General features: G+C 71.0%; 8 protein-coding genes and 1 tRNA gene. 8 read left to right on the top strand and 1 reads right to left on the bottom strand.

The features are described from left to right. Positions 1-35: 35 nt before the first annotated feature. A tRNA-Arg gene (locus tag ACHUEU_RS01580) sits at positions 36-111 on the top strand. A gap of 52 nt (positions 112-163) precedes the next feature. On the opposite strand, the gene ACHUEU_RS01585 is transcribed toward ACHUEU_RS01580, so the two are convergent. Then, entirely contained in the window at positions 164-2,446 is a 2,283-nt protein-coding gene (locus ACHUEU_RS01585) for a bifunctional alpha,alpha-trehalose-phosphate synthase (UDP-forming)/trehalose-phosphatase (RefSeq protein ID WP_394214129.1), read from the bottom strand. Between the two features lie 335 nt (positions 2,447-2,781). On the opposite strand from ACHUEU_RS01585, the gene lysA reads away from it, so the two are divergent. The 7 genes from lysA (at position 2,782) to ACHUEU_RS01620 (ending at position 13,213) form a co-directional block, all read left to right on the top strand. Next, on the top strand, positions 2,782-4,194 hold the full coding sequence (lysA, locus tag ACHUEU_RS01590; RefSeq protein ID WP_394214130.1) for a diaminopimelate decarboxylase: 1,413 nt from the start codon (positions 2,782-2,784) through the stop codon (positions 4,192-4,194). 165 nt (positions 4,195-4,359) lie between these two features. Then, entirely contained in the window at positions 4,360-5,727 is a 1,368-nt protein-coding gene (locus ACHUEU_RS01595) for a homoserine dehydrogenase (RefSeq protein WP_394214131.1), read from the top strand. A 4-nt stretch (positions 5,728-5,731) separates the two neighbouring features. Then, positions 5,732-6,790, top strand: coding sequence for a threonine synthase (gene thrC, locus ACHUEU_RS01600; protein WP_394214132.1), 1,059 nt, complete (start codon positions 5,732-5,734; stop codon positions 6,788-6,790). Beyond that, positions 6,787-7,701 (top strand): homoserine kinase, encoded by a 915-nt coding sequence (gene thrB, locus ACHUEU_RS01605; protein WP_394214133.1) that lies wholly within the window; start codon positions 6,787-6,789, stop codon positions 7,699-7,701. The genes thrC and thrB overlap by 4 nt, the downstream gene beginning before the upstream one ends. Before the next feature lie 330 nt (positions 7,702-8,031). Continuing rightward, a complete protein-coding gene (gene rho, locus ACHUEU_RS01610; RefSeq protein WP_394214134.1) occupies positions 8,032-9,990 on the top strand; it encodes a transcription termination factor Rho in 1,959 nt (652 codons plus the stop codon). Positions 9,991-10,220: 230 nt separating this feature from the next. Beyond that, entirely contained in the window at positions 10,221-12,233 is a 2,013-nt protein-coding gene (locus tag ACHUEU_RS01615; protein WP_394214136.1) for an aldo/keto reductase, read from the top strand. Continuing rightward, a complete protein-coding gene (locus ACHUEU_RS01620) occupies positions 12,230-13,213 on the top strand; it encodes a LacI family DNA-binding transcriptional regulator (protein ID WP_394214137.1) in 984 nt (327 codons plus the stop codon). Before ACHUEU_RS01615 ends, ACHUEU_RS01620 begins: the two co-directional genes overlap by 4 nt. Positions 13,214-13,232: the final 19 nt, after the last annotated feature.

Below are 13,232 nucleotides of genomic sequence, written 5' to 3' on the forward strand. Positions count from 1 at the left end.
CGCCACCCGCAGATGTTGCTAGACTTCCCACGTCCGCCCGCGTAGCTCAGTGGATAGAGCGTCTGCCTCCGGAGCAGAAGGTCGTAGGTTCGAATCCTGTCGCGGGCACCACGAGAATCCCCGGTCACAGGCCATCACGGCCTGTCACCGGGGATTCTTCTGCTCAGCTCTGCTGGGCGCGCAGCTCCAGAAGCCGCCGCAGCAGATCCCGCGCCGCTGCGGTGTCCGCGATCCGCAGGCCGGCGGCGGTGTCGCCGCCGCCCACCTTCACGCCCACGTCGTGCTCGCCGAGCTGGGCGAAGACCGACTCGTCGGTGACGTCGTCACCCAGGTACAGCCAGGCATCGGCAGCGCCGGCCCGGGACAGCGCATCGATCGCCACCCCCTTCGAGGTGTGCACGACCGCGAACTCGACGACCTCCTTGCCCGGCGTCACCGTGACGTCGGGCAGGGTGGTGGCGTACTCGAGCGCCGAGTCCGTGGCGTTCAGCCCGCCGCGGCCCTTGGCGTTGCGGGTGTGCAGCACCGCCGCCGTCGGCTTCGTCTCCACCTCCGTGCCGGGGTGGGCACGGGCGATCCTCCGCAGAGTGGTGGTGATCGCGGCGAGCTGCTCCTCCTTCTCCGGCGTCATGCTCAGCGCGGACTTGTCCAGCACCTCGGCCTGCATCCACGGGGGCAGCGCCCCGACCTCCGCGCCGTGGGACCCCACCAGTACCACCGAGCTGGGCATCGCCGTGTGGGAATCGAGATCGGCCAGGGCGCGCCCGGAGACCAGGGCGACGGCGACCCCCGGCAGATCGGACAGCTCGCGCAGCGCCTGCAGAGCCTCCTGATCGGGCTGGACCGCATCGCGGTCGGGGACGATCGGCGCCAGCACGCCGTCGAAGTCGGTGGCGATCAGCAGGCGCGGCACGTCCGTGAACTCGCGCAGCGTCGTATCCAGCTCCGCAGGGTCGGTCAGGGCGTCCCCGGCGAGTCGGACGATCTGCGCCGCCTCATCCTCCGGGGACCCCGACATGGTCAGGCGCTCGAGGAACTGGTGGGCCCAGTGCTGCACATCGTGCTCCATGACCTGGTGGCGCAGGGAGCGCATCGCCTCCTCCTGCTCCTCGGGCGGCATCGCCAGCGAGCGCAGGATCGCGGCCTTGAGCTCATCGATGTCGTGCGGGTTCACCAGTACTGCGGCACGCAGCTCGTCGGCCGCGCCGGCGAACTCGCTGAGCACCAGCACCCCCTGGAGATCCGGGCGGGAGGCGACGTATTCCTTGGCCACCAGGTTCATGCCGTCGCGCAGCGCCGTCACCAGCACCACGTCGGCGGCCATGAACAGCGCTGTCATCTCCCGTCGGTCGAAGGAGTGATGCTGGTACGACACGGCCGGCCGGCCCAGTGGGGCGTGCTCGCCGTTGATCCGCCCCACCGTCAGCTCCACCTCGTCGCGCAGCTGCCGGTACGCCTCCACCCGCTCCCGGGACGGCGTGGCGATCTGGATCATCACCGCGTCATGCGGGTCGATCGAGCCGTCGTCCAGCAGCTCGCCCCAGGCCTTGAGGCGGTGCCGGATGCCCTTGGTGTAGTCCAGGCGGTCCGCCCCCAGCACGATCTTCTCCGGATCGCCGAGGTCCCGGCGCAGCTCGGCGGCACGCTCCCGGATCTCGGGATCCTCGGTGAGGGTGGAGACGGCGGAGGCGTCGATGGAGATCGGAAAGGTCTGCACCTGGACCTCTCGCACCGGGGCGGCGCCGATCCCGGGCACCGAGATCGTCATCCCGTCCACGTGGTGGCCCAGCAGCTTGCGCACCGCAGCGAGGAAGTTCAGCGAATCGCTCTCGCGCTGGAAGCCCAGCAGATCCGCGCCGAGCAGCCCGCGCAGGATGGAATTGCGCTTGGGGAGCTGGGAGAACAGCTCCACCGGAGGGAACGGGATGTGGTTGAAGAACCCGATCCGCACATCGCTGCGCCGGTCCCGGATCATCTGTGGGACCAGCTGGAGCTGGTAGTCGTGCACCCAGATGGTCCCTCCCGGGGCCGCGACCGGGGCCGCCTCCACGGCAAAACGTCGGTTCGCCGAGAGGTACGAATCCCACCAGCCGCGATGGAACTCCGGGTCGACGATCACATCGTGGTACAGCGGCCAGAGGGTGGCGTTCGAGTAGCCCTCGTAGTACCGCTCGATGTCTTCTTGATCCAGCCGCACCGGATACAGGCTCATCCCATCGGCCTCGAAGGGATCGGGGGCCTCTCCGGGGGAGCCGGCCCATCCCACCCAGGCACCGGAGTCGACGTTGCGCATCACCGACTCCATTGCGGTGACCAGGCCGCCGGGGCTGGTCACCCATTCGGTGGCGCCGTCGGGGAGGGTGCGCGAGTCCACCGGCAGCCGATTGGCGACGACCACCAGCTCGTGCTCGCCGGGACGGTCCTTGACCGAGGATGAAGTGGGCACCGGAACTCCTTCGCAGGGAATCGATCACGGAGACGAGGGAGCGGGCGCGGGGCACCCGGTGGGGTCGGACCGCGGCTCCCGCGCCGACGCCCCGACACTATCAAGTGCTCTCGCTCACCTGCCGGGCCTCGGGTCCCATGCCATCCCGTGTGTACTGCGCTTCCGAACGGGGCGGACCGGCCCCTACCGGACGGACGGGGCGGCAGCCTCGCACTGTTCGCAAGCCGGACAGGAGTGCGAGCGCTCCGCCCGCACACCTACCCTCGGAGGGCGCCGACGGCGCGAGCCGCCCGGCGGGAGCGTGCGGGCGGGATGGTGCGAGACCAGGAGCAGACATGCGCGCCCACGAGGCCGGAGCCCTACACGGCAACGACGCAGCCCCCACCTGGCTGCCCTACCCCCAGGACGTCAATCACCTGATCGACGGCCTGTGGTCGCGGAACACCGTCCGCAGCGCCGAGGGTGCCGTCGAGATCGCCGGCGTGGACGTGCGCCGGATCGCCGAGGAGGTCGGCACCCCCGCCTTCGTGCTCGACGAGGACGACTTCCGCCACCGTGCCCGCAGCTTCCGCGATGCCTTCGCCGACGCCTTCCGCCCCCACCGCGGTGCTGAGGTCTATTACGCGGGCAAGGCCTTCCTCTGCGGCGCCGTCGCCCGCTGGGTCGAGGAGGACGGGCTGGGACTGGACGTCTGCACCGGCGGCGAGCTCGCCGTCGCCCTGCGCGCCAGCTTCCCGACCGAGCGCATCGCTCTGCACGGGAACAACAAGTCCGAGGCGGAGATCCGCCGCGCCCTCGAGGCCGGGGTGGGCCGCATCGTCATCGACTCCCTCGACGAGATCGCGCTGGTCGACACGGTCGCCGCCCAGCTGGGCAGGCGCGCCGCCGTGATGGTGCGGGTGACCACCGGCGTCGAGGCCCACACCCACGAGTTCATCGCCACCGCGCATGAGGACCAGAAGTTCGGCCTCTCCCTCACCGGCGGCGTCGCCTTCGACGCCGTGCGTCGCGTGCTCGAGGCCCCGCACCTGGACCTGCTGGGCCTGCACTCCCACATCGGTTCCCAGATCTTCGACACCGGCGGCTTCGAGGTCGCCGCCCGCCGCGTGCTCGACCTGGTCGCCCACGTCCGTGACGAGCTCGGTCACACCATCGATCAGCTCGACCTGGGCGGCGGCTTCGGTGTCATGTACAACACCCAGCACACCCCGGCCACGCCCGCGGCGCTCGCCGCCGGGATCGCGGGGATCGTGGAGAAGCAGTGCCACGAGCTCGAGCTCGAGGTGCCCCACGTGTCCTTCGAGCCCGGCCGCGCGATCGCCGGCCCCTCCACCCAGACCCTGTACTCGGTGGGCACCGTCAAGGACGTGCGGCTCGGCGGCCCCCACCACCGCGTCTACGTCTCCGTGGACGGCGGGATGAGTGACAACGTGCGCACCGCGCTGTACGACGCCGACTACTCCTGCCTGCTCAGCGGCCGGGTCTCCGACGCTGTGCCCGAGGTGGTCCGCGTGGTCGGCAAGCACTGCGAGAGCGGCGACATCGTGGTCAAGGACGAGTACCTCCCCGGCGACGTGGAGCGCGGCGACCTGCTGTCGGTGCCGGTCACCGGCGCCTACTGCTACTCGCTGGCCTCCAACTACAACCACGTGCCCCGGCCACCGGTGATCGCGGTGCGCGACGGCGAGATCCGCACCCTGATCCGTCGCGAGACCGAGGAGGACCTCCTCGGCCTGGACCTCGGCTGATCGACTCACAGCGAGGAACCAGCGCAGCAGGTCGGTCGGCGAGCGGGCCTGATGCGCTCCGTCGCAATCGTTCACGTCCGGACACATGGTGAGGTGACCCTCGGCTAGAGTTCGAGGGCCCGTCCCGCCCCCTCCGTCGGCCCCTGTGGAAGGACCACTGCGCACATGTCACAGCACGCTTCCGGCAACTCAGCGTCCGGGGAGCACTCCTCCCTCTCGACGCTGCCCACCCTCCGGGTCGCGGTCCTCGGCGCCGGCACCGTCGGCGGCGAGGTGCTGCGCCTGATCTCCCAGCAGGCGGACGAGCTCGCCCATCGCGTCGGCGGGCGCCTCGAGGTGATCGGAGTGGCCGTGCGGGACCTCGGTCGCGACCGCGGAGAGCATGTGCCCGCCGCACTGCTCACCGAGGACGCCGCCTCCCTGGTGCACGATGCGGACCTGGTCATCGAGGTGATGGGCGGCATCGAGCCCGCTCGCACCCTGCTGCTGGACGCCATGGCGCACGGCGCCAGCGTGGTGACCGCCAACAAGGCGCTGCTGGCCCAGGACGGGGCCACCCTCTACGAGGCCGCGGACACCCACGGCGTGGACCTGTACTTCGAGGCAGCCGTCGCGGGCGCGATCCCGCTGGTGCGTCCGGTGCGGGAATCGCTCGCCGGGGATCGCATCCAGCGGGTGCTCGGCATCGTCAACGGCACGACCAACTACATCCTCGACGCGATGACGCGCACCGGCGCGAGCTTCGACGACGCGCTCGCCACCGCCCAGCAGCTCGGCTACGCGGAGGCCGATCCCACGGCCGACGTCGAGGGCCACGACGCGGCGGCCAAGGCCTCGATCCTCGCCTCGCTCGCCTTCCACAGCCGGGTGCGGCTGGCCGCTGTGCACTGCGAGGGCATCACCACGGTCTCCGCCCAGGACATCGCCGCCGCCGCACGGATGGGCCGGACCATCAAGCTCCTCTCGATCGTCGAGCGCATCGAGGAGGAGGACGGAGAACGGATCTCGGCCCGCGTCTACCCGGCGCTGATCCCCGAGGAGCACCCGCTGGCCTCGGTCGCCGAGGCGTACAACGCGGTGTTCATCGAAGCGGATGCCGCCGGGTCGCTGATGTTCTACGGTCAGGGTGCCGGAGGGTCCCCGACCGCGTCGGCCATCCTCGGCGATGTGGTCTCCGCCGCCCGCTCCCGGGTGCACGGCGGGGTGGGCCCGCGGGAGTCGCGGTACGCCGAGCTCGAGTCGATCCCGCTCGAGGAGCTGCGCAGCGCCTTCTACATCTCGCTGACCGTGGAGGATCGCCCCGGCGTGCTCGCCGAGATCGCCGGCACCCTGTCCGGCTACGGGATCTCCATCTCGACCATCCACCAGGAGCTGCTCGAGCAGGAGGAGGGGTCCGACGAACCGGCGCGGGCGCACATCGGCATCAGCACGCATCGTGCGCTGGAGTCCGCGATGACCGCCTCGCTGGACGTGTTCTCCTCCACCGCCACGGTGCTCAGCATCGATTCCGTCCTGCGCATCGAAGGAGAATGACCACATGGCACATCAGTGGCGCGGCATCCTCGCCGAGTACCGAGAGCATCTTCCGTTCGCCGAGAACGACACCCTGCTGACGTTGGGGGAGGGCGGCACCCCGCTGCTCCCGGCCCCGGCCCTGTCGACGGCGGTCGGTGCGGACGTCCACGTCAAGGTCGAGGGGATGAACCCCACCGGCTCCTTCAAGGACCGCGGCATGGTCTCGGCGATGTCGAAGGCGCTGGGCGACGGCGCGACCGCCGTGGTGTGCGCCTCCACCGGCAACACCAGCGCCTCGGCCGCGGCCTACGCCACCGCCGCGGGCCTGACCTGTGCGGTGCTGCTGCCGCAGGGGAAGATCGCGGCCGGGAAGCTCGCCCAGGCCGTGGTCCACGGCGCCAAGCTGATCCAGGTCGACGGCAATTTCGACGACTGCCTGGAGATCGCCCGCAAGCTGGACGCGGAGCACCCGATCGAGCTGGTCAACTCCGTGAACCCGTATCGCCTCCAGGGACAGAAGACCGCCGCGTTCGAGGTCGTCGACGCGCTGGGGACGGCTCCCGACATCCATATCCTCCCCGTCGGCAACGCCGGGAACATCTCCGCCTACTGGATGGGCTATCGGGAGTACCGCGAAGCGGGCCTCACCGACTCGCTGCCGCAGATGTGGGGCTTCCAGGCCGCCGGCGCCGCCCCCTTCGTGGCCGGGCACCCGATCACCGACCCCGAGACGGTGGCCACCGCCATCCGCATCGGCGCCCCCGCCTCCTGGCACCTCGCGGTCGAGGCGCGCGACGACTCCGCCGGCCTCATCGACGCGGTCACCGACCAGCAGATCCTCGATGCGCAGAAGCTGCTCGCCGGCGAGGTCGGCATCTTCGTCGAACCCGCCTCGGCGGCCGGCGTGGCGGGGCTGCTGCAGCAGGCCGAGAAGGGGCTGGTCCCACCCGGAGCGACGATCGCGATCACCGTCACCGGCAACGGTCTCAAGGACATCGATACCGCGATGATCCAGCACGATCTCACGCCGGCCGTGGTGCCGGTGGACATCGCCGCGGCGGCGGAGGCCATCGGCCTGTGAGGATCCAACACACCCGCGTCTCGGTGCGGATCCCGGCGACCTCCGCGAACCTCGGTCCGGGATTCGACACCCTCGGGCTCGCTCTGGACCTCTGCGACGACCTGAGCGTGGAGGCGACCACCGGTGCGGTCGAGATCACCGTGACGGGGGAGGGCGCCGGCTCGGTGCCCGCCGGCGAGGATCACCTCGTGGTGCGTGCCCTGCGGCGCGGTCTCGACCATGCCGGGGCTCCCCAGACCGGGCTGCGGTTGCAGGCCACCAACCGCATCCCGCATGGTCGTGGCCTGGGATCCAGTGCCGCGGCCACCCTTGCCGGGCTGCTGCTGGCCCGGGGGATGATCTCCGACCCCGACGCGCTGGACGACCAGGTCGTCCTGCAGCTGGCGACGGAGTTCGAGGGGCATCCCGACAACGCCGCGCCGGCGCTGTTCGGCGGTGTGGTGCTGTCCTGGATGCGGGGCGCCGTGGCCCGTGCCGCATCGCTGCGCGTCGCCGGTGATGTGCTGCGGCCGGTGGTGCTGCTGCCCACCGCCACCCTCTCCACCCACCGGGCCAGAGGTCTGCTGCCTGACGAGGTCCCGTACTCCGACGCGGTGTTCAACGCCTCCCGCTCCGCCCTGCTCGTCCACGCCCTCGCCGGCGCGCCGGAGCACCTGCTCGAGGCGACCGAGGACCGGCTGCACCAGGATCGGCGCGCACCGGGCATGCCCGAGAGCGTCGAGCTGATGCGCGTGCTGCGGCAGGAGGGCCACCCCGCAGTGATCTCGGGCGCGGGACCCTCCGTGCTGGTGATGGCGGGAGAACGCACGCAGCTGGCGCCCCTGGTGCGCCGGTTCGTGGGCGATCCCGCCGCATGGCGGATCGCCGAGGTACCGCTGCGGACGGCCGCCGCGGCTCCTGTGGTAGGTTGACCCTGCGTCCAGGCGACATCGCGCGACGCAGAACCCTGCAGCAGATCCCTGGTGGATGCTGTGTGCAGAACTCCGCGTTCCGATGTGCTTCCTGATCAAGCGCCCCGCACGGACCATGTGCACCATTGTTGACGTGCCATGCAGGCCCGTGCGCCGCCGTTGACGCACCCCGAATCACACCGGCAGGCCCCCCGAGGATGCCTTGCATCGTGGGGGAGAACCCTGTGCGGACCTGTCGTGACAGCACCCGGAGACCAGATGTCCCCGGTGCTGTGCGGCACCCAGACCAGTAAAGAGCCGGCGAGACCGGCTCAACAGGAAGGAACCCGGGTGAACGACACCACCTCCGGCGCAGATCTTGCGGCGAAGAAGCTTCCCGAGCTGCAGGCCATCGCTGCCGAGCGCGGCATCAAGGGGGCTCGTCGCCTGCGCAAGGGCGAGCTGATCGAGGCGATCCGCGGGGGCGGAACGCCGCCGACGGCCACCGCTGTCGCCGACGCCCCCGCGGCAGCGGCCGCTGGCCCCGCGCAGGAGGCGCCCGCTGCGCCGGACGTCGCAGGCGCGGAGGCGACCGGTCGCCACGAGCGGTCCCGGTCCCGCTCGCGCTCCCGCACCACCGACTCCGGTGGATCCCACGGCGACTCCGCGCCGGACCTCGGCATCGACGTGCCGACCGACGGCGGAGCCGGCCCGCAGCGGGATAGGCGCGGCGACGGCTCCGTGAACCGCGACGAGGGCGGCGACGACAAGGGCGGCCGGGAGGACGACAGCCGCAGGTCCCGCGGCGATGACCGCCGTGAGGACCGTGGCCGGGGCGACGATCGCGGTCGCGGCGGCAACCAGCGCCGCCGGCTGGAGGACATCGAGCTCCCGGACCGCTCCGGGGAGCAGGACGACGACGACCGTCAGGGCGGCGACGGCTACGACGACGACCGTCGAGCTCGCTCCCGCAGCCGCAACCGCTCGCGCGATCGCAAGCGTCGCGGTCGCGGCGGCCAGAACGACCAGGGTGGGCAGAACTCCCAGGGTGGGCAGAACTCGCAGGGTGGCCAGCAGGACGACGGCCAGGCCCGCGAAGGTGATGAGCTGATGACCATCGCCGGGATCGTGGACATCCGCGACAACAACGCCTACGTGCGCACCACCGGTTACCTGCCCGGCGCCAGTGACGTCTACGTGACCATGAACCAGGTCAAGCGCGCCGGCCTGCGCAAGGGCGATGCCATCACCGGCCAGGTCAAGGCGCCCCGGGACGGCGAGGACCACCGCGTCGAGCAGCAGCATGGTGGCGGCCGCAATCGCCGCGGCAAGGGCGGCGGCGGCAACCAGAACAAGTACGCCGCACTGGTGCAGGTCGACACCGTCAACGGGATGCCGACCGAGCGCGCCCGGCAGCGGGTCGACTTCAGCAAGCTCACGCCGCTGTACCCGGACGAGCGGCTCCGGCTGGAGACCGCACCGAATGCCATCTCCCCGCGCATCATCGACCTCGTCTCGCCGATCGGCAAGGGCCAGCGCGGCCTGATCGTCTCGCCCCCGAAGGCCGGCAAGACGATCATCATGCAGCAGATCGCCAATGCGATCACCGTGAACAACCCCGAGGTCCACCTCATGGTCGTGCTCGTCGACGAGCGCCCCGAGGAGGTCACCGACATGGAGCGGACGGTCAAGGGAGAGGTCATCGCCTCGACCTTCGATCGCCCGGCCTCGGACCACACCATCGTCGCCGAGCTCGCCATCGAGCGGGCCAAGCGCCTGGTGGAGATGGGCCGCGACGTGGTGGTCCTGCTGGACTCGCTGACCCGCCTGTCCCGTGCCTACAACCTGGCCGCACCGGCCTCCGGCCGGATCCTCTCCGGTGGTGTCGATGCCTCGGCGCTGTACCCGCCCAAGCGGTTCTTCGGCGCGGCGCGCAACATCGAGCACGGCGGTTCGCTGACGATCCTCGCCTCGGCACTGGTGGAGACCGGTTCCAAGATGGACGAGGTCATCTTCGAGGAGTTCAAGGGCACCGGCAACATGGAGCTGCGCCTCTCCCGTCACCTCTCCGACAAGCGCATCTTCCCGGCCGTCGACGTCAACGGCTCCGGCACCCGCCGGGAGGAGGCGCTGATGGGCAAGGAAGAGCTGGCCATCATGTGGAAGCTCCGCCGTGTCCTGGGCTCCCTCGAGCAGCAGCAGGCGCTCGAGCTGCTCATGGAGCGGGTGAAGAAGACGCAGTCGAACTCCGAGTTCCTGATGACGGTCCAGAAGAACACGCCCAGCGTGGGCGGGCGCAGCTCGGACTGATCTCCGCACCGCACACCGTGCCGAGCACGGTGCGGAGCTCGAGGGGCACCTCCACCGCGGTGGAGGTGCCCCTCGTCGGGTGGGCGCCGCGCCGTCGCACCGCTCCTCGACGCGGCGCTCCATCGCCAGGGCCGACGGCATTGCCCAGGAGGACAGAACGGGATAGCGTAATCCCAGCCGTGAACGTTCACGGCCTCTTCCTCCCACCTGCGAAGGACGTCGACGTCGACATGAGCACTCCCCCCACCCCGTTCCGCTGGGCAGTCCTCGGGCCCGGCGGGATCGCCCGCCGCTTCGCCTCACAGCTGTCCTCCTCGCAGGACGGTGTGCTGGTGGCCGTCGGCAGCAGTTCCGCCGAGCGCGCGAAGGCCTTCGCGGAGGAGTTCCCTCTGGACGGACCGGCGCTGATCGGCGACTACGAGCAGGTGCTCGCGAGTGACCAGGTCGATGCCGTCTACATCTCCACCGTCCACACCGGACATGCGCGCCTGGCCGCGCTGGCCCTCGAGGCGGGCAAGCACGTGCTGTGCGAGAAGCCGCTGACCCCGAACTCCGGCACCACCATGGCGCTGATCGACCTCGCCGCTCGCAGCGGGAAGGTCCTGCTCGAGGCCTTCATGTACCGCTTCCATCCCCAGACCGTCCGGGTCCTGGAGCTGGTGGCCGAGCGAACGATCGGCGAGATCACGCACGTGGACGCCTCCTTCTCCTTCGACACCGGCGCTCGCAGCGGGCGCCTGTTCGACCCCATGACCGCTGGGGGCGGCATCCTGGACGTGGGCTGCTACCCAATGTCCTTCGCCCGTTTCGTCGCCGGCGCCGCCCAGGGCCGCGCCGCCGTCGAGCCGGCCACGATCGCGGGCAGCGGCACCCTGGGAGAGACGGGCGTGGACGAATGGGCCACCGCGGAGCTCACCTTCCCCAGTGGGATCACGGCGAGCCTGCGCACGGGCGTGCGCCTGGCGGACCCGCAGTCCGCGACGATCACCGGGACCCGCGGTGTGATCCGCCTGGATGATCCCTGGGGTCTGGGTGAGGAGACCTGCATCGAGCTGGATGTGGTGGGCGAGCCGGCCCGACGGATCGAGATCCCCGCGGCCCACGCCTACGCGCTGGAGGCCGACGCCCTCGCCGGTGCCGCCCGTAGCGGCGGCGAGGTTCCCGAGCTCACCGGTGAGAACTCCTGGGGGCAGGCGCGCGCCCTGGATCAGTGGCGCGAGCAGATCGGCCTGCGCTACCCCTTCGAGGCCGACGACGCCGACATCCCCACCCTGACCGGCCGGCCCCTGGCCCCCGGCAGTGTGCAGGCCGGACCGGCCATGACCTACGGGAGCATCCCCGGGGTCGACAAGCGGGTCTCCCGCCTGGTGATGGGCTGTGACAACCAGCTGAACCTGGCCCACGCCTCCGCGATGTTCGATGCCTACGTCGAGATCGGCGGAACCACCTTCGACACCGCCTACGTCTACGGCGGCGGCCACATCGAGAAGCTCTTCGGGCAGTGGGTGCGCAACCGCGGCGTGCGAGAGGACGTCGTGGTCATCACCAAGGGGGCGCACACCCCGCACTGCGATCCGGCGTCGATCACCCGTCAGCTCGAGGAGTCCCTCGAGCGTCAGGGCACGGACTACGCGGATCTCTACATGATGCACCGCGACAACCCGGAGGTCCCGGTCGGTGAGTTCGTCGACGCCATGGACGAGCACCTGCGGGCCGGGCGCATCCGCGCCTACGGCGGATCGAACTGGACCCCGGAGCGCGTGGACGAGGCCAATGCCTATGCGAAGGCCAACGGCCGCACCGGCTTCACCATCCTGTCCAACCACTTCGGCCTGGCCGAGGCGCTGGATGTGCCGTGGGCCGGCTGCGTCCACGCCACGGATGCGCAGTCCAGGGCGTGGCTCGAGGAGCGCGGTATCGCCCTGCTGCCCTGGTCCTCGCAGGCGCGCGGCTTCTTCACCGGCCGTGCCCACCCCGAGGACCGCTCGGACGCGGAGCTCGTGCGCTGCTACTACAGCGACGAGAACTTCGAGCGCCTGGCCCGGGCGGAGGAGCTCGGACGCGAGCACGGGGTCCCGGCCACCGCGATCGCCCTGGCCTTCGTGCTGCACCAGAAGTTCCCGACCTTCGCCCTGTTCGGCCCGCGCAGCATCGCCGAGATGCGCTCCTCGACCCTGGGCCTGGGCGTCGAGCTGACCGAGGACCAGCTGGCCTGGCTCGACCTGGGGTCTCCGGCCCGATGAGCGCCGTGGAGCGCAGGGCCACCATCGTCGACGTCGCCGAGCGGGCCGGGGTCTCCCGGCAGACGGTCTCCCGGGCCATGAACGATCAATCCGGCATCAGCATCGACACCCGCGACCGAGTCCTCACGGCGGCGCGGGAGCTGAACTACCGCCCTTCCCGCTTCGGCCGCGGTCTCGTGGAACAGGGGCCGATCACCCTCGGCCTGGTGGTGGAGGACCTCTCCAACGCCTACTTCGCCGAGCTCGGCGCCGCGGTGGTCCGCGCCTGCGCGCCGTACGGCTGGAACGTGGTGCTCGCCGAGGCCATGCACGCCCCGCACCCCGAACAGGTGGCAGGTGACCTGGCGCGCCGGGTCGACGCCCTCGTCGGCTACGGCGTGCTGACCGCCGACATCCGCGGCAAGGGCGGGATGCCGGTGGTCCAGCTGGACGGCCGCCCTGCGCAGCTCGCCGAGGGCGGCGTCATCGAGCTGGTCCGCGAGCCCGCCATGACGGAGCTGGCCGCGCACCTGAGCGATGCCGGGGCCCGACGGCCCGTGGTCCTCGACCTCGTCGGCGGTCTCGGCCGCTCCCGCAGCCTGGCGCTCGCGTCGGCGCTGCGTCCGCTGGTCGGCGGCGACGAGGTCCCGGTGCGGGAGATGGACGCGCGCGAGGGGCATCGGGAGGCGCTCGAGGAGATCCTGGCCGACGGGACGGACACGATCGTCGCCTTCAACGACGAGCTCGCTGTCCGCCTGCTGCGGACCCTGCGGAGCCTCGGGAAGGACGTGCCGGGCCAGGTGCGTCTGGTGGGTGTCGACGGTCTTGAGATCGCCTCGCTGGTCACCCCCGAGCTCACCACCCTGAGCCTCGACATCGAGACGGTGGCCCGCGAGACGGTCTCGCTGGTGGCCGGGATGCTCGACGGCTCCGTCCCGCTCAACGGAGAGGCGGCGCATCGGGCGGTGCCCTACCGGCTGGAGGTGCGCGCCTCGAGCTGACCGGAGCGATGTAGCGCAC

Source organism: Brachybacterium vulturis (assembly GCF_043641765.1).
In the GTDB taxonomy this organism is placed as follows: Bacteria; Actinomycetota; Actinomycetes; order Actinomycetales; family Dermabacteraceae; genus Brachybacterium; species Brachybacterium vulturis_A.